Annotated in this window: 23 protein-coding genes; 12 read left to right on the forward strand and 11 right to left on the reverse strand. The window is 57.4% G+C overall.

What is annotated here, in order from left to right; all coding sequences use genetic code 11:
- The first annotated feature begins 80 nt into the window (after positions 1-80).
- The gene (locus C7476_RS12690) at positions 81-1,112 is read left to right on the forward strand and encodes a LacI family DNA-binding transcriptional regulator (protein WP_114430285.1); all 1,032 of its coding nucleotides are present in this window, start codon (positions 81-83) and stop codon (positions 1,110-1,112) included.
- Between the two features lie 311 nt (positions 1,113-1,423).
- Positions 1,424-2,251, forward strand: coding sequence for a TIM barrel protein (locus tag C7476_RS12695; protein ID WP_114430286.1), 828 nt, complete (start codon positions 1,424-1,426; stop codon positions 2,249-2,251).
- Positions 2,252-2,311: 60 nt separating this feature from the next.
- Here C7476_RS12695 and C7476_RS12700 read toward each other — a convergent pair whose 3' ends face one another.
- From C7476_RS12700 to C7476_RS29105, 4 genes are all read right to left on the reverse strand, one after another.
- Positions 2,312-3,457, reverse strand: coding sequence for an SGNH/GDSL hydrolase family protein (locus C7476_RS12700; protein WP_147274649.1), 1,146 nt, complete (start codon positions 3,455-3,457; stop codon positions 2,312-2,314).
- A gap of 92 nt (positions 3,458-3,549) precedes the next feature.
- The gene (locus C7476_RS12705) at positions 3,550-4,671 is read right to left on the reverse strand and encodes an alpha/beta hydrolase family protein (protein WP_181872424.1); all 1,122 of its coding nucleotides are present in this window, start codon (positions 4,669-4,671) and stop codon (positions 3,550-3,552) included.
- 342 nt (positions 4,672-5,013) lie between these two features.
- Entirely contained in the window at positions 5,014-5,160 is a 147-nt protein-coding gene (locus C7476_RS28140; protein WP_181872425.1) for a hypothetical protein, read from the reverse strand.
- A 31-nt stretch (positions 5,161-5,191) separates the two neighbouring features.
- Positions 5,192-5,323 (reverse strand): hypothetical protein, encoded by a 132-nt coding sequence (locus tag C7476_RS29105; RefSeq protein WP_281032696.1) that lies wholly within the window; start codon positions 5,321-5,323, stop codon positions 5,192-5,194.
- Between the two features lie 339 nt (positions 5,324-5,662).
- On the opposite strand from C7476_RS29105, the gene C7476_RS12715 reads away from it, so the two are divergent.
- The 4 genes from C7476_RS12715 to iolG all read left to right on the forward strand — a co-directional run bounded on the left by C7476_RS12715 (position 5,663) and on the right by iolG (position 10,754).
- Complete coding sequence (locus C7476_RS12715; protein WP_114430290.1) at positions 5,663-6,592, forward strand: sugar ABC transporter substrate-binding protein; 930 nt, start codon at positions 5,663-5,665, stop codon at positions 6,590-6,592.
- Between the two features lie 224 nt (positions 6,593-6,816).
- The gene (locus tag C7476_RS12720) at positions 6,817-8,358 is read left to right on the forward strand and encodes a sugar ABC transporter ATP-binding protein (protein WP_114430454.1); all 1,542 of its coding nucleotides are present in this window, start codon (positions 6,817-6,819) and stop codon (positions 8,356-8,358) included.
- 176 nt (positions 8,359-8,534) lie between these two features.
- On the forward strand, positions 8,535-9,563 hold the full coding sequence (locus C7476_RS12725) for an ABC transporter permease (protein ID WP_114430291.1): 1,029 nt from the start codon (positions 8,535-8,537) through the stop codon (positions 9,561-9,563).
- 201 nt (positions 9,564-9,764) lie between these two features.
- Positions 9,765-10,754, forward strand: a complete 990-nt coding sequence (iolG, locus tag C7476_RS12730) for an inositol 2-dehydrogenase (protein WP_114430292.1) — start codon at positions 9,765-9,767, stop codon at positions 10,752-10,754.
- Between the two features lie 35 nt (positions 10,755-10,789).
- On the opposite strand, the gene C7476_RS12735 is transcribed toward iolG, so the two are convergent.
- From C7476_RS12735 to C7476_RS12745, 3 genes are all read right to left on the reverse strand, one after another.
- Positions 10,790-11,110, reverse strand: a complete 321-nt coding sequence (locus C7476_RS12735; protein ID WP_114430293.1) for a HigA family addiction module antitoxin — start codon at positions 11,108-11,110, stop codon at positions 10,790-10,792.
- Positions 11,082-11,366 (reverse strand): type II toxin-antitoxin system RelE/ParE family toxin, encoded by a 285-nt coding sequence (locus tag C7476_RS12740; protein ID WP_114430294.1) that lies wholly within the window; start codon positions 11,364-11,366, stop codon positions 11,082-11,084. Before C7476_RS12740 ends, C7476_RS12735 begins: the two co-directional genes overlap by 29 nt.
- Before the next feature lie 71 nt (positions 11,367-11,437).
- The gene (locus C7476_RS12745) at positions 11,438-12,547 is read right to left on the reverse strand and encodes a Gfo/Idh/MocA family protein (protein WP_114430295.1); all 1,110 of its coding nucleotides are present in this window, start codon (positions 12,545-12,547) and stop codon (positions 11,438-11,440) included.
- Between the two features lie 134 nt (positions 12,548-12,681).
- On the opposite strand from C7476_RS12745, the gene C7476_RS12750 reads away from it, so the two are divergent.
- On the forward strand, positions 12,682-13,515 hold the full coding sequence (locus C7476_RS12750) for a MurR/RpiR family transcriptional regulator (protein ID WP_114430296.1): 834 nt from the start codon (positions 12,682-12,684) through the stop codon (positions 13,513-13,515).
- Here the strand turns inward: C7476_RS12750 and C7476_RS12755 are convergent.
- Positions 13,512-13,844 (reverse strand): type II toxin-antitoxin system PemK/MazF family toxin, encoded by a 333-nt coding sequence (locus C7476_RS12755; RefSeq protein WP_114430297.1) that lies wholly within the window; start codon positions 13,842-13,844, stop codon positions 13,512-13,514. The genes C7476_RS12750 and C7476_RS12755 overlap by 4 nt on opposite strands.
- Positions 13,841-14,143 (reverse strand): hypothetical protein, encoded by a 303-nt coding sequence (locus C7476_RS12760; protein ID WP_114430455.1) that lies wholly within the window; start codon positions 14,141-14,143, stop codon positions 13,841-13,843. The genes C7476_RS12755 and C7476_RS12760 overlap by 4 nt, the downstream gene beginning before the upstream one ends.
- A 187-nt stretch (positions 14,144-14,330) precedes the next feature.
- Between C7476_RS12760 and C7476_RS12765 the strand changes: the two genes are divergently transcribed.
- The 5 genes from C7476_RS12765 to iolB all read left to right on the forward strand — a co-directional run bounded on the left by C7476_RS12765 (position 14,331) and on the right by iolB (position 20,213).
- Positions 14,331-16,259, forward strand: a complete 1,929-nt coding sequence (locus tag C7476_RS12765) for a bifunctional 5-dehydro-2-deoxygluconokinase/5-dehydro-2-deoxyphosphogluconate aldolase (RefSeq protein WP_114430298.1) — start codon at positions 14,331-14,333, stop codon at positions 16,257-16,259.
- 23 nt (positions 16,260-16,282) lie between these two features.
- On the forward strand, positions 16,283-18,133 hold the full coding sequence (gene iolD, locus C7476_RS12770; protein WP_114430299.1) for a 3D-(3,5/4)-trihydroxycyclohexane-1,2-dione acylhydrolase (decyclizing): 1,851 nt from the start codon (positions 16,283-16,285) through the stop codon (positions 18,131-18,133).
- A gap of 111 nt (positions 18,134-18,244) precedes the next feature.
- Positions 18,245-19,162, forward strand: a complete 918-nt coding sequence (gene iolE / locus C7476_RS12775) for a myo-inosose-2 dehydratase (RefSeq protein WP_114430300.1) — start codon at positions 18,245-18,247, stop codon at positions 19,160-19,162.
- A gap of 13 nt (positions 19,163-19,175) precedes the next feature.
- Entirely contained in the window at positions 19,176-19,415 is a 240-nt protein-coding gene (locus C7476_RS12780; protein ID WP_114430301.1) for a DUF3329 domain-containing protein, read from the forward strand.
- A 3-nt stretch (positions 19,416-19,418) separates the two neighbouring features.
- Positions 19,419-20,213: a 5-deoxy-glucuronate isomerase gene (gene iolB / locus C7476_RS12785; protein ID WP_114430302.1), complete on the forward strand. Its 795-nt coding sequence runs from the start codon at positions 19,419-19,421 to the stop codon at positions 20,211-20,213.
- Between the two features lie 327 nt (positions 20,214-20,540).
- Here the strand turns inward: iolB and C7476_RS12790 are convergent, their stop codons facing one another.
- On the reverse strand, positions 20,541-21,182 hold the full coding sequence (locus C7476_RS12790) for an NrsF family protein (RefSeq protein WP_114430303.1): 642 nt from the start codon (positions 21,180-21,182) through the stop codon (positions 20,541-20,543).
- A complete protein-coding gene (locus tag C7476_RS12795; RefSeq protein WP_114430304.1) occupies positions 21,169-21,723 on the reverse strand; it encodes a sigma-70 family RNA polymerase sigma factor in 555 nt (184 codons plus the stop codon). The genes C7476_RS12790 and C7476_RS12795 overlap by 14 nt, the downstream gene beginning before the upstream one ends.
- Between the last annotated feature and the right edge of the window lie 100 nt (positions 21,724-21,823).

Here is a 21,823-nt window from a genome sequence, read left to right on the forward strand (position 1 = left end):
ATCTGAAATGATGAAATTCTATCATTTTCAATCAGAGATTGGTATAAATGACTGATAGATTCTATCAGGGAGGGCACGAGGTGGCAAATAGGCCGACAATCTCCGATCTGGCGCGTGCGGCGGGAGTGGGAGTCGCGACAGTCGACAGGGTGCTGAACGGACGGCTGCCGGTTCGCGAGGAAACGGCGCGGCGGGTGTATGAGGCGGCGAACAGCATCGGATATCATGCGGCCGGATTGATCCGCCAGCGTATGCGGCAGGAATTGCCTGAATACCGGCTGGGCTTTCTGCTGCAGAAACCCGGACATTTTTTCTATCAGGAGTTTGCGCGGGAGATCGAAAATGCTGTCGGCCAAGCGTCGCATTTCCGCGGCGTTCCTGCGATAGAGTTTTGCGCGTCACAGGCGCCGGACGAGATTATCGCGAAGTTGAAATCGCTAGCGGGACGCTGCCGTTCCATCGGTCTGGTCGCGCCGGACCACCCGTCGATCACGGCCGCCGTCGATGAATTGAAGGCAAAAAATATCCCGGTGTTTGCATTGCTTTCAGACCATGCCGCAGGAATCCGCGAAGGTTACGTTGGCGTCAACAACCGCAAGGTAGGGCGCACGGCGGCCTGGATGATCACCAAAGCCGCCAAAACGCCTGGAAAAGTCGCGATTTTTGTCGGAAGCCATCGCTTCCACGGGCACGAACTACGCGAAATCGGTTTTCGTGCTTTTTTCCGGGAAGAGGCGCCAGAGTTCACCGTGCTAGACACGATGGTCAATCTGGAGACGCGCCAGATCACCAATGAGGCGATGTCGGAGCTGCTGCGCCGTCATCCGGACCTTGCGGGCTGCTATGTGGCCGGCGGTGGAATGGAAGGCGCAATCACCGCGATGCGCGAGGCGCAATTGGAACAGCCGCCGGTGATGGTCGTCAATGAAATTACCCCGGAATCGCGGGCGGCACTGGCCGACAAGATCGTCACAATGGTCATCGCGACGCCTTTGCCAAAGCTCTGCCGGGAGCTCACGGAACTGATGGGGCACGCCATCGAAAGCGGCGCGGCCAACGCTCCGGGTCAGACCTTTTTGCCGTTCGATATCTACCTTCCAGAGAACATATGAGCGGCTCTTTGCACGCGGCTACAATCAAATTGCCCGTGCCGGTTGAAGTTCTTGCGCCGGAATCGAGGATTCATGTTCCATTTTCGCATGTTCTTGCACCAGATCTGGACATTCTTGCGCAAAAGTTCCGCCGGATCCCGCAAACCCTGTTCTCTTCTTCTCACGTATCGGAATCTATCAGAAATGATAGTTTTTTAATCACAACTGCGATTGACGGAATAGCGGCCTCGACAGATGGTTGCCACCATAAACGGGCTCTTAGCAACCTATAGACGCAGAGCGTTTTAAGTACCACCGGGAGTATCATTCAGATGAGCGACACGATTTCTCACCCCGTCTTTGCGATCAATCATATCGCCGCACCGAACATGACACCGGCCGAATTTTTCCAGCTGGCGAAGTCGCTCGGCCTCAGCGATGTCGAGATCCGTAACGACCTCGGCGGCAATGCGATCGTCGACGGGACGCCGGCGGCAGAGGTCCGGGCATTGGCTGAAGCGGCAGGCGTTCGCATCGCCACGATCAACGCGCTGCAGCGTTTCAATGAGTGGACGCCGGCGCGCGAACGGGAGGCGATCGAGCTTGCCGACTATGCGCGCCATGTGGGTGCGAGAGCGCTGGTTCTTGTCCCGGTCAATGATGGTTCCGGCCAGACAGATGGCGAGCGTCAGGCAAAACTGCGCACCGCATTGACGGCACTGAAGCCGATCCTTGAACAGCGTGGTCTCATGGGCTTCGTCGAACCGCTCGGCTTCGAGATCTGTTCGCTGCGTTCAAAGCGGGAAGCGGTGGAAGCGATCGAGGCTGTAGGAGGGCAGGGGCGGTTCAAACTCGTGCATGACACGTTCCATCACCACCTTGCCGGCGAGCCCGAGTTGTTTCCGGCGATGACCGGCATGGTTCATATTTCAGGGGTTGCCGACCCTGATCTTGCGGTTGGCGAAATGCGCGATCCGCACCGGGTGCTGGTCGATGCGGATGACCGGCTTGGCAATGTCCGCCAGATGCGCGAACTGATCGATCTGGGCTATACCGGCCTGTTTTCATTCGAACCGTTCGCGCGGGAAGTACAGGAACTGGAAAACCCTTCCGAAGCCTTGGCCTCCAGCATGGACACGATCAAGGCCGGCTTGGTTTGACATGCATCTCTCGAAGTGCACGGCCACAATAATCAGTGGCCGCGCACTCAAGCGTTTTTGCTATACGCGATCGACCAACACCGACAGCTTGCCCTCCAGACGCTGCCTGGGTCCTTTGAAGAAATCGCCATGCTTTATGGTAAGTGCGCCCGGACCGGTTTTGACCAATGTGCCTGTCCCGGACAGCTTTTCGAACGCGCCATCTTTTTCCTGATGGAAGATGACGGTTCCCTTGACCTCAAGGGACTGGTTCAAACTACCGGCATTGCCGATAAGAATATCCGCCGGCGGTACTTTATCGGGGTAGTTGACGAGATCAGCCATATATTTCGCCAAGACGTTGAGGCCTCCGGTCGAAGGATGAAGCAGGTTCGCCAGCACATGTTTGACCCGCCAATCCTGGTCGGCGCCAAACTTGTATTCGATTTTGTTCCAGGATGCACCACCTTCTGCCAACGTACACGGGGGGGTCTTTGGAGCACAGGGCTGATCATAGTAATCGAATCCATAGAGTTCAGGATTGAGTCTCACGCGATCATAGAATTGTGCGATATCGACGAGATGGATGACCGCACCAGAAGAAGTCAGCGGGGCAAGGCTTTTTTTCAGTTCGTCGAAATAGGCAGCAGCAAAAGCGTCTCCCTGCGGCGCGTTTTCTCCGAACCAATGGTGCACGTGGTGAGTCGAACTGAATGCTGCAAAGATTATCGTCTTGGCGCCGTTGTCGATCAATTTCTTGACCTGGACCGCGGCCGCATCTGCGGCCTCAATTCCGGATTTCTCGCACTTCTGTTTATCGATGGCTCGGTTGCATAGCACATCGGCGTCGTTGATCCCGATGTTGACGAGGACGAGGTCGTTTTTTGCGAACTTGATCAATATCGCAGAATTCACCTGACTTGCAAATTGCACCCTGCCACCAAATTTATTGATCGAAGCGGCGCTGGTACCGTACCCGAGCATGTTGTCCGTACCAGCGGGCCCCAGGGCTTCAAGCAATGCGTATGGCAGCGGATAATAGGCAGCAGCCTTGAAGCTGTCGATTGTCTGATACTTCGATGGGTAGTCCAAACTACCCGGGCCGCCATTCGAAACATCGGTATAGCTGTCGCCGAACGAAATGACCCGTTTGATTTCATGGGCTTCGGCATCAAATGACAGAAGTGATAGGCACACCATCAATGTACTTAAAATAGACTTTTGCATTGCGATTTCCTCCCTGAAAATTGCTGAAAATTAAAAGTGAATGCTATTCAATGCTGAAGTAAGTGCCAGTTGTGCGCTGTGGCCCTATCCTTTCATTTGTCCAGACCCTTGCGTAGCAAGGTCAGCGTGGCCTTCGCCATTTCATCGACAACGGCAGCGGACCGGTCCTTGTCGAAGCCGTGATCCATATCGCGAACCCACAGCTCCTCGATTCCTTCATGATATTTCAGGAAAAGATTGCCCATCTGCGGTTGCGGCGCGACGACAGAATCATTCGTGCCGGCGGCGACGAAGAGCGGCCCGTCATATCTAGCGATCTCCGCCACGGGATCTATGGTATAGATGCCCTGAAAAAACGATCCTTTTAGTCCCGTTCTTCCGACCAGCTTGTTGGCGGCGGCGGGGCCGTCCTTCAAGGCTTGGGGGCCTAGAATAAGGCTGTATGTGAGGGGCGGTACTGTCACCGCGTTCCACAGGCCGACAGCGCGGAGCGCCGGGGTTTTGGCGGCAAGGGCGCTGGCGACCAGCCCGCCCTGGCTCCAGCCAACGGCGGCAATGCGCTTGCCGTCGACGCGCTTGTCGATCTGGAGAAAAGCAACCGCTGCGATCGCATCGTCTATCTGACCGTCGAATGTCGTGTCCGCCCATATTCCATCGCTCTCGCCGGAATTGCGAAAATCGATGCGCAGGCTTGCATAGCCTTCCGTTGCCCACAGACGCGCGGCGCGGCTGAAAAGACTTTCGCCGCCCGTTCCGGCGACGAGGTTGGCGTCGCGAGAACCCGTATAGCCGTGGAAGACAAGAATCACGGGCGCGGGGCCAGTTCCTTCCGGAACGGCGAGCGTGCCCACGACTTTCTGGCCATTGACGAGAAACGTAGTGATCTCCTCCTTGACCGTGAATGGAGGCAGCGGTTTCGACGGGGGCGGCGTTTCGTCGTTGACAATCAGTTGTGGCGGGCTGTTCGGTGGCGCTTGCGTGGGGTCGTCGTCCTTTGCTGTGCGGTCTTTCCCGAGTGTGTCGTCGATCGAGGTGGTTTCGCCAGTCGTCACCTCGGGTGTCCCGGCGGGAGTGGCTACAGATGTTGCAAAAGTGGATGCAGTTGTGGCGGATTGATCCGGCGTTGTGGAGCTGGAGTGCGGATTGCTGTTATTGCAACCGGAAAGTGCAGTGAGTGCAAGGAGCAGCCCTGACACGAAAATGTACTTGTTCAAAATAATCCTCCCAGAAAATTTTTGAATTATGAAATAGTAAGGCCGATGATCCCTTGTTGCGTGGCGAAATCGCTCGCCATTGGCCGGTTACAGCTGATACTGTGCGATAGCTAAAGTTTATTTTAAATACAGCCATGGACTAGCCGGCACAATGATACTTTGGTCTGGTGTCCGCTGCTCCGAGCAGTTTTGATATAGACTTTCGGTTTTCCTGCCCGAATGTGAAAGTCTTTCGCCGCTACGGGGCCGATACTCGAAAGGCCCGTCCCGGTCAGTTTCTGGCAGTCGGTGCGGGTGTAGGCGGGATTTCCCCAATTACAATGCGCGGTGCCCATTCACGACCTAGTTCTCCTCGATGGACACTCCGCCCTCTCCGATTTTCAGTTCGACGCCTGCGGGCTTGGTTTCCTCCCGGTAGGCGTAGACACCAAGACCGATGACAGCGACGAGAAGCGCTCCAATAATCAGATACAGGCCATTGCGATTCACTATTTGATCCTTTTTGTGTTGGATGGAAGGGTTAATTGGACTGATCCAGTGCATGCGGCGCAGGTTCGCCGGGCGTTTGATCGCCGGCGGGGTAAAGCCAAAGGAACGCCGCGACCGCCAAGAGAATGATAACAGCCGTCGATATCCATGTTTGAATGCGCATGTGGTCGCCTCCGGTTGTGGAATTAACCGAGTTTCGCCCAGAAGGTTCCCTAAATCAGGCTGCACAGCAGTGCAATCTGCGGCGTCTCATTAATTGGCCTCGTTCTCGAATCCTGCTTGACGCTTCCTGCATAAAATGGAATAAATATTTCAGACGCTGGGCATAACGGTTCGTATATTCCGTAATGGGTGTTCAGATCAAGATTTGCGCGCAAACGTCGCGCACGCTTCATATCCGGGTATTTGCCAGCCAGGGACAAAGGTGGGTTGGCAGGATCGGGGTATGAAGGGTTCCGGATTAAACAGGTGCAGCCGGGGCACCATTTGTGGAGGAGAAGACATGAAAAAGTTTTTGCTTGGAGTGGCTGTTTCAGCATTGATGGCTGGTTCGGCTTCGGCCGCGAATATTGGCGTCTCGATGGCGAAGTTCGACGATAACTTCCTGACCGTCCTGCGCAATGGCATGCAGGACTATGCCAAGACACTGGATGGCGTGACCTTGCAGATCGAGGATGCGCAGAACGACGTTGCCAAGCAGCAAAGCCAGATCCAGAATTTCATTGCGTCCAAGGTCGACGCGATCATCGTCAACGCGGTGGACACGGATGCGACCGCAGCCATGTCGAAGATAGCCGCCGATGCGGGCATCCCCCTGGTCTATGTCAACCGCGAGCCGGCAAATGTCGACAGCTTGCCGGAAAAGCAGGCTTTCGTTGCTTCCAACGAAGTGGAATCCGGCACGCTGGAAACCAAGGAAGTCTGCAAGCTCTTGAAGGGCAAGGGCAAGATCGTCGTGATGATGGGCGAGCTCTCCAACCAGGCTGCCCGCCAGCGCACCAAGGACGTGCATGACGTGATCGCAACCGACGAATGCAAGGGCCTCGAGATCGTCGAGGAGCAGACCGCCAACTGGTCGCGCACCGAAGGCTCCGACCTGATGACGAACTGGCTCTCGGCCGGTCTCGAATTCGATGCGGTCGTCTCCAACAATGACGAAATGGCCATCGGCGCGATCCAGGCCTTGAAGGCTGCCGGTCGTTCGATGGACAGCGTTGTGGTTGGCGGTGTCGATGCAACGCAGGACGCACTTGCCGCCATGGCTGCCGGCGACCTCGACGTGACGGTGTTCCAGAATGCTGCCGGTCAGGGCCAAGGCGCTGTCGATGCCGCGCTGAAGCTCTCCAAGGGCGAGAAGGTCGAGACCAAGGTCTATGTGCCGTTCGAACTGGTGACGCCGGAGAACCTGTCGAAGTATCAGAAGTCCAATTGAGGAGACCTTTGCCAATCCACCCTGACAGGCATCTGATGCGATTTTGCTGCGCTTCCGGTGCTCATGGACGAAAATGTCCACTGCGCTCCGGTTCTCGAAAACCGCACCACCTGCCTCGTCAGGCTGAATTCTCAAAAGGCCTCCATCGCGCCTAACCTTCAACCGGAACGCGTCAATCTGCTGCGTTCCGGTGTATGATAGAGCCTCTCTGGGAGGAGATGATCATGGCAGTCAGTCCCTCGACCATGGCGGCGGTGCGCGCCAGTGGCGCCATACCGCAATCGGAATATCTCTTGAATGTCGAAAATATCCGCAAGGAATTTCCCGGCGTTCTGGCGCTGGACAATGTGCAGTTCCGGCTCAAACGCGGCACTGTACATGCGCTGATGGGCGAGAACGGCGCCGGTAAATCCACGCTGATGAAGATCCTTGCTGGAATATACATTCCAGATCAGGGCGAGGTTCATCTGAAAGGCCTGCCAATCCGCCTGAAATCGCCACTCGATGCGCTGGAAAATGGTATCGCCATGATCCATCAGGAGCTCAACCTGATGCCGTTCATGACGGTGGCGGAGAATATCTGGATCCGGCGCGAACCGAAGAACGGCTTCGGCTTCGTCGATCACGGCAAGATGTACGACATGACCGCAGACCTGTTCGAGCGGCTGAACATCAAGCTCGATCCGGAAAGCCAGGTGCGGGATTTGAGCGTCGCCAACCGGCAGATGGTGGAGATCGCCAAGGCGGTTTCATATGAATCCGATGTCCTGATCATGGATGAGCCGACATCGGCGCTGACCGAGCGCGAGGTGGCGCATCTGTTCGAGATCATCCGTAGCCTGCGCGAGCAGGGTATCGGCATCGTCTATATCACCCACAAGATGAACGAGCTTTTCGAGATCGCGGACGAGTTCTCGGTGTTCCGCGACGGGCGCTATATCGGCACGCATCTTTCCACCGATGTGACGCGCGACGATATCATCAAGATGATGGTCGGCCGCGAGATCACGCAGATGTTTCCGAAAGAAGAGGTGCCGATCGGCGATGTGGTGCTTTCGGTAAAAGACCTTTCGCTGAAAAACGTGTTCCACAACGTGTCGTTCGACGTGCGCGCGGGCGAAATCCTCGGCGTTGCCGGACTGGTCGGTTCTGGCCGCTCGAACGTTGCCGAGACGATTTTCGGCGTGACACCGGCGACGAGCGGAACCATCGAGATCAAAGGCGAGGTGGTCAAGATGACTTCGCCGACGCAGGCCATCAGCCACGGCATGGCTTTCATCACCGAAGACCGCAAGGAAACGGGCTGTCTGCTTATTCTCGACGTCCTCGAAAACATGCAGATCGCGGTGCTGCAGGACCGTTTCGTCAAGTACGGGTTTGTCCAGGAGAACGGCATTACCGCGGCGTGCACCAAGATGAGCGATACGTTGCGGGTCAAGACTCCGAACATGGAGGAAAGGGTCGAGAACCTTTCCGGCGGTAACCAGCAGAAAGTGTTGATCGGCCGGTGGCTTCTGACCAATCCGAAGATCCTCATTCTCGACGAACCGACACGCGGCATCGATGTCGGCGCCAAGGCGGAGATTCACCGCCTCGTATCGCAACTCGCCAAACAGGGCGTCGCGGTGATCATGATCTCGTCGGAAATGCCGGAAGTGCTTGGCATGAGCGACCGGGTCATGGTGATGCATGAGGGCCGGGTTACCGGTTTTCTCGATCGCGCCGAAGCCACGCAGGTGAAGGTGATGGAGCTGGCATCAAAATGAACAACCGTTTGATAGTCCACCCTGACGGTTCTCTGATGCGATTTTTTGCGCTTCCGGTGCTCACGGACTTTAACGTCCGCTGCGCTCCGATCCTCAAAAATCGCACCAGCCAACTCGTCAGGCTGACTTCTTAAACGGTTGTTTAGCGCTGCCTGGAATATTTGGAGGAATTTATAATGACAAGCGAGCAGGTGACGGCCAAGGCAACAACACCCGCACTCGGGCGCAGGCACCGCCGGCGTATGCCCCCCGAGGTCAACATCCTTTTGGTGCTGATCGGTATCGCGCTGGTTTTCGAAATACTCGGCTGGATTTTTGCCGGACAGAGCTTCCTGATGAATGTGCAGCGCCTGCGGATCATTATCCTGCAGGTCTCCGTCATCGGCATCATTGCAGTCGGCGTGACGCAGGTGATCATCACTGGCGGCATCGACCTGTCCTCCGGCTCGGTCGTCGGTGCAACCGCGATGATTGCAGCAAGTTTCGCGCAGGCCTCCACCTGGGCGCGGCCGGTCTATCCCGCCTTGACGGACCTGCCGTTTTTCGTGCCGATAGGCATCGGCCTTGGCATCGGTCTGCTCGCCGGCATCATCAATGGCTGGCTGATCGCCTATACAAAGATACCGCCGTTCATCGCCACGCTCGGCATGATGGTGTCGGCCCGCGGCATAGCAAAATGGTACACCAAGGGCTCGCCGGTTTCAGGCCTGACCGACCAGTTCACCTTCATCGGCTCAAGCATCTGGCCCGTGGTTGTGTTTCTCGTCGTGGCGCTCGTTTTCCACATCGCCTTGCGCTACACGCGCTATGGCAAGTTCACCTACGCCATCGGCGCCAATGTGCAGGCGGCACGGGTTTCCGGCATCAATGTCGAGAAACATCTCATCAAGGTGTATGCCATTGCCGGATTGCTGGCTGGACTTGCCGGCATCGTTACCGCTGCCCGGGCACAGACCGCGCAGGCGGGCATGGGCGTCAACTATGAACTCGACGCAATCGCGGCGGCCGTCATCGGCGGCACCTCGCTCGCCGGCGGTGTCGGGCGTATTACCGGCACGGTCATCGGCGCGATCATCCTTGGCATCATGATCTCCGGCTTTACGTTCCTGCGGGTCGATGCCTACTACCAGGAAATCATCAAAGGCGTGATCATCGTTGCCGCAGTTATCGTGGATGTGTACCGCCAGAAGAAGAGAAAAGTTTAAGAGGCTTTCAAAATCCACCCTGATGGGCACCTGAAGCGATTTTCTCCGCTTCCGGTGCTCACGGACCTAAATGTCCGCTGTGCTCCGGTTCTCGAAAACCGCACCATCTGCCGCATCAGGATGAATTTTCACAAAGCCTCCGGGAGCTTTAAAAATCTGTAACGCCCGGGATACTTCCGGGCTTCTTTCAAGAGGTAAAAAATGAGTGTACGTTTTGGTCTGCTCGGTGCAGGCCGTATCGGCAAGGTTCACGCCAAAGCGGTAACGTCGAACCCAGAAGCGAAGCTCGTCGCCGTCGCCGATGCTTTCGAACAGGCTGCCAAGGATCTTTCCGCTGCGCATGGCTGTGAGATTCGCATCATCGACGAGATCGAGAAGGCCTCGGACATCGATGCGGTCATCATCTGCACGCCGACCGACACGCACGCGGACCTGATCGAACGCTTTTCTCGCGCCGGCAAGGCCATCTTCTGCGAGAAGCCGATCGATCTCGATGTGAAACGGGTCGAAGAATGCCTTGCGGTGGTGCGCGAAACGGGTGCGACGCTGATGGTCGGGTTCAATCGCCGTTTCGATCCGCATTTCGCTGCGGTACGCAAGGCGATCGACGACGGTCAGATCGGCGATGTCGAGATGGTGACAATCACGTCGCGCGACCCTGGCGCGCCACCGGCCGAATATATCAGCCGCTCCGGTGGCATTTTCCGCGACATGACCATCCATGATTTCGACATGGCGCGGTTTCTCCTTGGCGAAGATCCGGTTGCCGTCACCGCGCATGCGTCGGTGCTGGTCGACAAAAAGATCGGCGAGCTTGGCGATTACGACAGCGTCAGCGTCATTCTTTCGACGGGGTCTGGCAAGCAGTGCGTGATCTCGAATTCACGCCGCGCGACCTATGGCTATGACCAGCGCATTGAAGTGCATGGCTCAAAGGGCATGGTCGCGGCGGAAAACCAGCGGCCGGTATCGATCGAGATCGCCAACGGCAGTGGTTATACGCGCCCGCCGCTGCACGACTTCTTCATGACACGCTACACGGAGGCCTACGCCAACGAGATCGCCGCGTTCATCAGCGCGATTGCGAAGGGCACGAAGGCGGCGCCGAGCGGCGAAGATGGCTTGATTGCACTGGCGCTGGCCGATGCAGCAGTGAGGTCGGTCAAGGAAGGCAAGACGATCAGGGTCTAATCAGACGTGAGGGGTGCGTGTCAACCGCGCACCCTTCACGCCGCCCTTGGCTCGATGGTCGCCAAATCCCTATCTATTTCCCGACGTTTTTGCAAAAGGTCAAAGTCGGATTGCAGTCCCAAAAAATAACCCTCCGAGATGCCGAAATAGCGCGCGAGTCGAAGATCGGTGTCGGCAGTGACGTCTCGTTTGCCTAATACGATCTCATTGATGCGTCGTGGCGGAACGTGAACCGCTCGGGCAAGGCCATTCTGGCTAAGGCCCAAGGGTTTCAAGAATTCTTCCAACAGTATTTCGCCGGGATGCGGATTCGGCAGCCAATTTTTGTTAGTCATGGTAATCGATGATTTTGACATCTCTTGCGCCTCCTTCCTGCCAAACGAAACAAATGCGCCACTGATCGTTTATCCTGATCGAATGCCGTCCTGCCAAATTGCCCTTAAGCGTTTCAAGACGGTTACCGGGTGGAATCCGGAGATCCTCCACTACCCGTGCCTGATTTAAAAGACGCAATTTTCGCAAGGCCACCGCCTGAATATCAGATGGCAATTTTCGACTTCTAACACCGGACCAGATCAACTGCGTTTCACGATCGGCAAAGTTTTGAATCATGACTTGAGAATAAATTATATACCCCTATAACGCAACGCGTCATAGGGGTTGTCGTTGGTTGCATGAAGAAATTACCGCACATCCACCCAGCGTTGTTCCTGATAGGAACGCGCCATGGCATGCACGGTGCGCTCGATTTCGAGGCCGTCAGCGAATTCGATCAGATGTGCGGGCTGGCCGTTGATGCGCTTGATCAACTCGTGGCACTCGATGATCTTCAGGTCGTTGAAGCCGAGGCCGTGGCCGGGCGCCGGGATAAATTGCCCATAGGGCTCATGATGCGGCGCCGTCAGAATGGTGCGGTAGCCCTGTTCGGTGGCGCGGTCGGCGGTGACGTAAAGCTGGAATTCATTGGCGCGTTCCTGATCGAACAGGATCGAACCCTTCGAGCCGAATACCTGCAACGCAATGCGCCCCTTGCGGCCCCAGGCGGAGCGATTGGCCTGCAAGGTGCCGGCAACGCCGTTTTCCATGTGCATAAGAACGCTGGCGCTATCATAGGTTTCGACCGCGCGGTCCGTGCCATTGGCCGTCTTGCGGGTGGCGTAGGGCTTCGACATATCGCACATGACGCGGGAAACCCGGCCAAACAGCGTGAACAGCAAGGACAGGGGATGGACAGCAAAATCGTCGAGCGCGCCGTACCCCGATGTTGCTTCGTGTTTCCAATTGAAGAGGGCATCGGGATCGGCCATGAAGTCCTCATCCATCTCGATGCGCAGATGGTTGATGTCGCCGATGATCTTCTCGGCTAGCAGCTTGCGAATGTGGCGAATGGCGGGCCCCTGGATATAATTGTAGCCGAGGGCTGCAACCTTGCCCGACTTCTTCGCCGCGGCGAGCATGGCTTCCGCGTCGCTGAATGTTGGCGCCATGGGCTTTTCGCACCAGATATGCTTGCCGGCTTTCAATGCTGCAATCGCCATTTCCGGATGAAACTGGTTGGGGGTGGTGATGGAGACGACATCGACTTGCGGGTCGTCGATGACAGCGCGCCAATCGCCCGAGGCTTTCTGGAAACCGAACTCGTTGGCGCGGCGCACGGCGAGCTCCGTGTTGGCTTCGCCGAGATGCACGAGCCGCACTGCCGGCACATCGCCGAAGACGGCGCGAACCGAATTCCACGCAAGTGCATGGCATTTGCCCATGAAGCCCGTTCCGATCAGTCCTACGCCCAGCATCGCTTGCTCCCATCGCTTGCAGTTCTCGATTGAAATAATCTATAACAAGAAAAAATGGAATAACTGATCCGTCCTGATATAAATATTTTGCTCGGACCAGAAGCAGCAACGAGGAAACTCTGCGGGTGGAAAGCATGGACAATGAAGTGTCGTTGCCACGGGATTTCGATGCGCTGCGCACGATGATCCTCGACCGTCGCGAGATGCTGCCGAAGCGTCTGGCGCAGATCGCGGCCTATGCCTTGAGCAATCCCGATGAGATCGCGTTTGGCACGGCGGCAAGCATTGCACAGACGGCAGGCGTTCAACCTTCGACGTTGATCCGCTTTGCCCAGCATCTCGGTTTCGACGGTTTCACCAGCCTGCAATCGGTATTCCGGGAACGGCTGCGCGAGCGGCAGGTTTCCTATGAAGAGCGACTGTCAGCGCTGCGTGGCGACACGCACGGCCTTTCCAAGAACCGCGTCATCCTCAACGGATTTTTGACTGCGGCCAGCCATTCAATCGAGACGATTTCGCACAATGTCGAGGAGGATGTACTGGCCAGTGCAGTGGATATCCTGGCGGGAGCCGAGACGATCTATCTGCTGGCGCGGCGCCGTTCCTATCCGATCACCGCCTATATGGCCTACGCTTTCGGCAAGCTGAAAATCCGTAACCAGTTGATCGAATCGACAGCTGGTATCGATCCGGAAATCCTTTCCTTTGCCAAGCCGACCGACGCCGCCATCGCCATCAGCTTTTCGCCCTATGCCTCGGCGACAATCGAGCATGCGGCGGCGCTGGCGGCGCGCAATGTACCCGTCGTCGCCATTACCGACAGTGCGTTTTCGCCACTCGCCCAGTCTGCCAAGGTGTGGTTCGAAGCGGCGGAGGGTGACTTCTCCGGGTTCCGGTCGCTGTCCGGGACGATGGCGCTCGCCATGGCGCTGACAGTCAGCGTGGCGGAGAAGCGGCGGAGTTTTTAGGCGCTTTCATCCAATCCCAGAAAGCGCGTCATCGCCTTGTTGATATTGGCTATCGTCTCGCTGTCCAAATGTCCGAACACTCGTCCAACTTTTGTTCGCGGTACTGTCATGGCGCGATCGATCATTATCTGTGAACGCTCTCGCAGGCCATTTTCGATCGTTGGGTTAACTGTAATGCGTGCCAGATGTTCATCGTGAACGTCACTCGTCAATTGGAGCACCGTTATTGACGGAAGCAGGTCAAATGCATCCGACTGCACAATGAGTGCCGGACGGGGTTTGCCATAGTCACCATTGACAACGATCGTTACCAGATCGCCTCGCTTCATTTGGCGCTATCATCATCGATAGCGGTGTCGTCAAACAGAGCTTCCAGTTCCTGCAGTGACGCGTACTCATCCGTCTCTGGATTGCGAGACCTTCTTGCAATTGCAAGAGATTGCCGCCGCGCTTCAAGTTCAAATGCCTTGCGCTGTTGGCGTTCCACATAGCTTCGCATGAAGTCCCGCAGAACTTGAGCGGCAGGCTTGTCCTCAGCTTCGGTTGCATGGGTAAAAGCCGCCTTCAGGTCAGGGTCTATCCGGAAGTTGAATGTATCTGCCTTGGGATGCTGAGTGGTGCGTGGCATGGAACCCTCCTGTATATACTTTATGTAATTATAATGCACGTACATTTCATATTCAATGGTGAAAGCATGATCCAAAAGATAAAAAGAACAGACATTCCATATTGACGATTCGATAGAATTATTATTTCATATAAGAAAATTTCCGGCCTGTGTGCGCCGCAGTTTATCAGTCTATCGGGAGGATATCATGGACAGAGCTGATACGGGCCACGCGCTCGATGTCATTACCATCGGCCGCTCGTCCGTCGATCTCTACGGCCAGCAGATCGGCTCCCGGCTCGAGGATATTACCTCGTTTGCCAAGTCCGTTGGCGGATGCCCTGCCAATATAGCGATCGGTACGGCGCGGCTCGGCCTGCGCTCGGCGCTATTGTCCCGCGTGGGCGACGAGCAGATCGGCCGGTATATACGCGAGCAGATGGTGCGCGAAGGCGTCGCGACGGACGGAATCATCACAGATGCGGAGCGGCTGTCGGCCCTGGTTATCCTCTCGGTCGAGAACGACAAGAGTTTTCCGCTGATATTCTACCGTGAGAACTGCGCCGACATGGCGCTTGATGAGGGCGATGTCGATCCTGGATTCATCCGTTCGGCGCGCGCCGTCGTGGTCACTGGTACGCATTTTTCCAAGCCAAAGCCCGATGCGGCTCAACGCAAGGCCATTCGTCTGATGAAAGAAGCGGGCGGCAAGGTTGTGTTCGATATCGACTATCGGCCCAATTTGTGGGGACTGGCAGGACACGGCGAGGGCGATAGCCGCTACATCGCCTCCGACGCCGTCTCCAACCACCTGAAGACCGTCCTTGCCGATTGCGACCTGATCGTCGGCACGGAAGAGGAAGTGCTGATTGCGTCGGGTGAGGACGATCTTCTCAGCGCGCTGAAGACCATTAGGGCGCTTTCGAGCGGGACAATCGTATTGAAGCGCGGGCCGATGGGTTGCATCGTTTACGAAGGCGCAATTTCCGACGATCTCGAGGATGGTATTGTCGGCAAGGGCTTTCCGATCGAAGTGTTCAACGTCCTCGGTGCCGGCGATGCCTTCATGTCGGGCTTCCTGCGCGGCTGGCTCGGCGGCGAGTCATTGGCGACAGCGGCAACCTGGGCCAATGCGTGCGGTGCCTTTGCGGTGTCGCGCCTGCTGTGTGCACCCGAGATTCCGACCTTCGAGGAACTGCAATATTTCCTGAAGCATGGCAGCAAATTTCACGCCCTGCGCAAGGACGAGGCAATCAACCATGTGCATTGGGCAACCACGCGGCGGTGGGCAATACCGTCTATGATGACCTTCGCCATCGATCACCGTGTGCAGTTGGAAGATCTTGCGCAAAAGGTTGGTGCCGATGATGCCAAAATCCGCGCATTCAAGGAGCTGGCGGTGAAGGCGGCGGCAAAGGTCGCCGATGGCCGTGACGGTTATGGCATGCTGCTTGACGAGAAATTTGGACGCGAGGCGATGTTCGAGTTCGCGCGTCATAACTTCGACTGGCTCGGACGGCCGGTGGAACTGCCTGGGTCGCGTCCACTGCGCTTCGAATTTTCGCAGGATATCGGCTCGCAACTGGCGGAATGGCCGGTGGATCATTGCATCAAATGCCTGTGCTTCTACCACCCGGACGATCCTGCCGATCTGAAGCTGGAACAGCAGCAGAAGTTGCGCACGCTGTTCGAAGCAGCACGCAAGGTCGGACGCGAATTGCTGATCGAAATTATTGCCGGCAAGCACGGCAAGCTCGACGACAACACCATTCCGCGAGCACTGGAAGAACTTTACACGCTGGGTATCAAACCGGACTGGTGGAAGCTCGAGCCGCAAGCCTCGGCGACGGCCTGGAAAAACATCGAGGCAGTGATCGAAAGGCACGATCCCTGGTGCCGCGGTGTCGTGCTGCTTGGGCTGGAAGCGCCGCACGACGAGCTTGAGGCAGCGTTTGCCGCAACTGCCGGGGCACCCATTGTCAAGGGCTTTGCCGTCGGCCGGACATTGTTCATGGACGCGGCGGAAGACTGGCTCTCGGGGCGAATTTCCGATGAGGCCGCGATCGACGACATGGCCGATCGTTTCGAAAAATTGACCAAGGCCTGGCTTGCCAGCCGCAGCAGACAAGCGGCATAGCATATAGCCTGGAGGAGACTGACATGACCAAGACAATACGCCTGACCATGGCACAGGCCCTGACGCGGTTTCTGAGCCAGCAGATGACAGTGATCGACGGGAAGAAAGTACCGGTCTTCGCGGGCGTCTGGGCTATCTTCGGCCATGGCAATGTCGCCGGTCTCGGCGAGGCGCTTTATCAGGTCCGCGAAGAACTACCGACCTATCGCGCCCATAACGAGCAAGCGATGGCCCATGCCGCTATTGCCTTTGCCAAGGCGACTTTCCGCCGCCGCATGATGGCGGTGACGAGTTCCGTCGGGCCCGGTGCAACGAACATGGTGACGGCTGCGGCGCTGGCGCATGTCAACCGCCTGCCGCTGCTTCTCCTGCCGGGCGATGTCTTCGCCAACCGTGTTCCGGATCCTGTGCTGCAGCAGGTAGAATCCTTTGGCGATGGCACAGTTTCCGCCAATGATTGCTTTCGGCCGGTGTCGCGCTATTTCGACCGTATCACGCGGCCCGAACAGATCATTCCTGCGCTGCAACGAACGATGACCGTGCTCACCGACCCTGCCGAATGCGGGCCGGTCACGCTCGCCCTGTGTCAGGATGTGCAGGCCGAAGCCTATGACTATCCGGAAAGCTTCTTCGAGGAACGGCTTTGGGCACCGAGACGCCCGCGGCCCGATGTCGGCGAGCTCGCCGCCGCAATCGGCGCGCTGCGTTCGGCGGAAAAGCCGCTGGTGATCGCCGGCGGCGGTGTCATCTATTCCGAAGCCTCCCGCGAACTCGCCGATTTCGTCGAGGCAGCCGGCATTCCGGTATGCGAGACCCAGGGCGGCAAATCTTCGCTGCCCGACAGGCACCCACTCAACATGGCGGCTGTCGGCGTCACCGGGACGTCAGCAGCCAACCGGCTGGCGCAGGAGGCCGATGTCATCCTCGCGGTCGGAACGCGGCTCCAGGACTTCACCACCGGCTCGTGGGCGCTGTTCCAGAATACCGAGAAGACCTTTATCGGCCTCAACATCCAGCCGTTCGATGCGGCCAAGCACCGGGCGTTGCCGCTGGTGGGTGACGCGCGGGAGGGCCTGATCGAACTTGCCGCCGGGCTCAAGAACTATCGCGCTCCGAAAGGCTGGACCGAGAAAGCCGAAAGTGGCAAGGCGGAATGGCAGAGAGCTGCGGCAAAGGTCACAGGCCCGACAAATGCAGCGCTGCCTTCTGACGCACAGGTGATCGGTGCCGTTCAACGAACCATGGGCAGCGAAGCCACTGTCCTGCACGCGGCAGGCGGTCTGCCGGGCGAAATGCACAAGTTGTGGCAGGCAGGCGCACCCGGGTCCTACCACGCCGAATACGGCTTCTCCTGCATGGGTTATGAGATTGCGGGCGGGCTCGGCGCCAAAATGGCCAAGCCCGACGATGAGGTCGTGGTCATGATCGGAGACGGCTCTTACCTGATGCTGAATTCGGAGATCGCCACATCGGTGATGCTCGGCCACAAGATCAACATCGTGCTGCTCGACAATCGCGGCTATGGCTGCATCAACCGGCTGCAGATGGGTACAGGCGGGGCGAACTTCAACAATCTCCTGAAGGACGCCAGGCACGAGGTCCTGCTGGAGATAGACTTCGCTGCCCACGCCCGCAGCCTTGGCGCGATATCCGAGAAGGTGAGCTCCATTGCCGACATGGAGAGCGCTTTGGAGCGAGCCAAACGGAATGACCGGACGACGGTCATCGTCATCGATACCGACCCCCTGATATCCACCGAGGAGGGTGGATTCTGGTGGGATGTCGCTGTGCCTGAGGTCAGCCAGCGTAGCGAGGTCAATGCCAAGCGCAAGGCCTATGAGGAAGCGATTAAGCTGAGGTCGGTCGGGAACTAGCTGATAAAGATTGCAAATCACAATTGGCCCCCTCATCCGGCCGCGCGGCGGCCGGATGAGGGGGTGATGAATGGGCGGGCGCAAAAGTAACCTTATTATTGGAGTAATGACGTGAAGGCAAAACTGGGCATGTCCCCGATCGCATGGTGGAACGATGATCTCGCGGAGCTCAGTGACGACGTCTCGCTGGAGGAGTGCCTTCACCAATCGCGTTCTGCGGGCTTTACCGGCATGGAAATGGGCCGCCGATTTCCCAACGATCCGGATGTGATGCTGCCGATCCTGCGGGAGGCGGATGTTACGCTGTGCGGCGGCTGGTTCTCGGGCACGCTGGTTGACGAGGATCTGGCGAAGAACAAGGACCGCATCCAGCCGATGATCGACCTTTTCAAGGCCGTGAATGCGCCCTGCATCGTCTACGGCGAGGTCGGCCGCTCGATCCAGGGCGATCGGTCCAAGCCCCTGGCTACCAAACCGAAACTCGGCGACGAGGAGATGAAGGTCTATGCTCGCAAGGTCACCGAGTTCGGTGAATGGTGCGCACAGCAGGGCATGCCGCTCTCCTACCATCACCACATGGCGGCAGTCGTCGAAACCGAACCGGAGCTCGACGCCTTCATAAAATATTCCGGCGAGGGTATTCCGCTCCTGCTGGATGCCGGCCATCTGGCCTTCGCCGGCGGCGATGTACTGCGCGCAATCGACAATCATCACCGGCGGATCAACCATGTGCATGTCAAGGATGTCCGCATGCCGGTGATCGACGGTCTGGACCGCTCGAGGCAGTCCTTCCTCGACGCGGTTGCCCTCGGCGCCTTCACCGTACCGGGTGACGGCTCGCTGGATTTCGGTGCAATCGTCCAAAAGTTTGCCGATTACGGCTATGAAGGCTGGTTCGTGGTCGAGGCCGAACAGGATCCGAAGAAAAATCCACCGCTCAAGATGGCGCAAGTCGGGTATAAGGAACTGATGCGGGTCATGACTGCCGCCGGCTATACGGTCGAGACTCAGGGTTTCCCCAAGGGTTGAAAGTGGGTTCAACATGAACAAAGACAGTAATCACCCCTGGTTTCGCCCGCTCTGGCGGCGCGTTGCAGTCGTGGCGTTCTGTATTGCGTGGTCGATCTTCGAGTTCGCGACGGGAACACCATTCTGGGGCATGATCGTTTTGGCTTTCGCCGCATACGGGATCTGGCAGTTCTTCATCGTCTTCGATGCATCCGAACCCGTTAAGCCGCCGGAAACTGTCAAGCCGGAAGACGCTGGCACCGATAAGGAGTAAACCATGTCGAAACTGCTTTTGAGGGCCATGCAAGGCCCGGGCCATGTGGTGCATGTCACACCTGAGACAGCGGGCTGGACCTATGTCGGTTTCGATTTGCACAAGCTGGATGCGGGGCAGTCGGTTTGCGGAAAAACGGAAGACAAGGAAGTCTGCCTGGTCTTCGTGACGGGCAAGGGCAAAGTCACGGCCAATGGCGAGGACCTCGGTCTGCTCGGGGACCGCATGTCGCCCTTCGAGGGCAAGCCCTGGTCGGTGTATCTGCCGCAAGGGTCCGATTGGTGGATCTCTGCGGAGACCGACGTTGAGCTCGCCGTCTGTTCGGCGCCGGGACTTGGCGGCGGATTGCCGGTGCGGGTGATTTCTCCCGAGGGTCTCAGTCAGGAAACACGCGGAAAGGGGACCAACACCCGCTACGTCACCAATATTCTGCCGGAGAACGAGCCTGCGGATTCACTTTTGGTCGTGGAGGTGATCACACCGGGCGGACATACGTCGAGTTACCCGCCGCACAAGCACGACCAGGACAACCTTCCCGCAGAGTCCTATCTGGAAGAGACCTATTATCACCGCTTCAATCCTCGCCAGGGTTTTGGCTTTCAGCGGGTCTATACGGATGATCGCTCGCTGGACGAGGCCATGGCGATCGAGGACGGCGATGTGGTGATGGTGCCCAAGGGTTATCACCCCTGCGCTGCCTGCCACGGCTACGACCTCTATTATCTCAACGTCATGGCTGGACCAAAGCGTACGTGGAAATTCCACAATGCTGTCGAGCATGAATGGCTGATGAAATGAGGCCTTTGCCAATCCACCCTGATGGCCATCCGATGCGATTTTCTGCGCTTCCGGTGCTCATGGACCCAAATGTCCACTGCGCTCGTCGCCTTTGGCAACCCCAAATATCACTCCAGATGACTCATCAGGCTGAATTCACAAAAGGTCTCCAATCGTCGGCCAATGAAATTGCAGATTGATTGTGCGTGGTTCGACAAGCTCACCATGAGGGGAGTAGGCCGTTTGCAGGGAGCGAACTCACGTTGCGCATAAATCCTGCAATCAAACCACTTCCCTCATGGTGAGCTTGTCGAACCACGCACAATGATTTTGCAGTGATAACCAGCGCTACCACCGCAGCACGAATCGCCCGGCTATGGCCCCGATCAGGCCGGGGATCAGAATGCCGAGCGTGTACCAGACCGCAATGAACGGCATGGCGCTTTCATCGCAATGGAACGAATAAACCAGTGAGGCAATGGCGCCGGCGGCAAGACCTGCCGCAGCACCCGCCACGGTCAGACGCGTCGGAGCCAGACCGCGCAGCACCCAGAACGCGCCGACCAGCAAGGGCAGCGACAAGAGGACGATGTTGCGGGTACAAACAGCAACTGTATGGCCCGTCATCATCGCCATATGTTGATCGGGCGGTGTCATCGCCAGTTTCGCCATGGCGAGAACAATCATCACCACAATGGTCGCGGCCATCACAGCAAGGCTAACCCTGATGCTGCCGAGCGGATAAGCGATGCGCTTGACCGCCCATGTCCCTGCAACGGCGAGTATCAAGGTATAGGCGAATTTGGTCCAAAACATCATGGTTCCAGCCGCCGTCATCATATCCGGCCGCATGCCGAGCCAGAAGTACATCATGGCGGACGAGACAACGAGGCTGATGCCGAGGCCGATCACCACCCGCCAAAAAACGGCCAGGCGCGATACCGGTTTCAACTCGCCGGTCAGACGTGCAATCAGATCATCGGTCGTCATCTGCCCGTCCTTTCAGCTTCGCTGCAATCGCCTTGATTCCTCTGTGTATCCCTACTTTGACGGAAGCTTCCGAAAGTCCGGTGCTCTGCGCAACCTCGGCGATAGACTGGCCTTCGATCTTCGTCCTGTAGATCAGGTCCCGCGATTTTTCCGGTACCGATTGCAGTAGCCGCTCCACATCCATGCGGTCGGCTGCGGCGTCGGACTGATCAACGGCGAACAGATCCTCTGCATCGTCGAGCGGAACCGTTACGCGAATACGGTTTCGCCTGAAATGATCGATCAGCTTGTAGCGCGCGATCGCGTGCAACCACGCTGTAAAAGGCCGGTCTGTCTCGTATGTCGCGCGCCGTGTATGCAGCGACATCAGGGTTTCCTGCACGAGATCGTCGGCATCGCCTTTATGCGCATCCGACAACCGGCGCAGGAAATAAAAGCGAAGATGCCTGGCAAGGTCATTCAGGAGAATGCCATAGCTCCGCGCATCGCCATCGAGGCTCGCGAGCATCAGTTCTTTCAACCGCGTTTCGACCGGATTCACTCCGTTTCATTCCTTATTCGCACGATGCGGGGTAAAGGTTACAGATGAGATGGAACATGCCGGCACGTCAATCCTTGAAACGGGATTCCACCAAAGAATG

The organism is Phyllobacterium bourgognense (assembly GCF_003337575.1).
In the GTDB taxonomy this organism is placed as follows: domain Bacteria; phylum Pseudomonadota; class Alphaproteobacteria; order Rhizobiales; family Rhizobiaceae; genus Phyllobacterium; species Phyllobacterium bourgognense.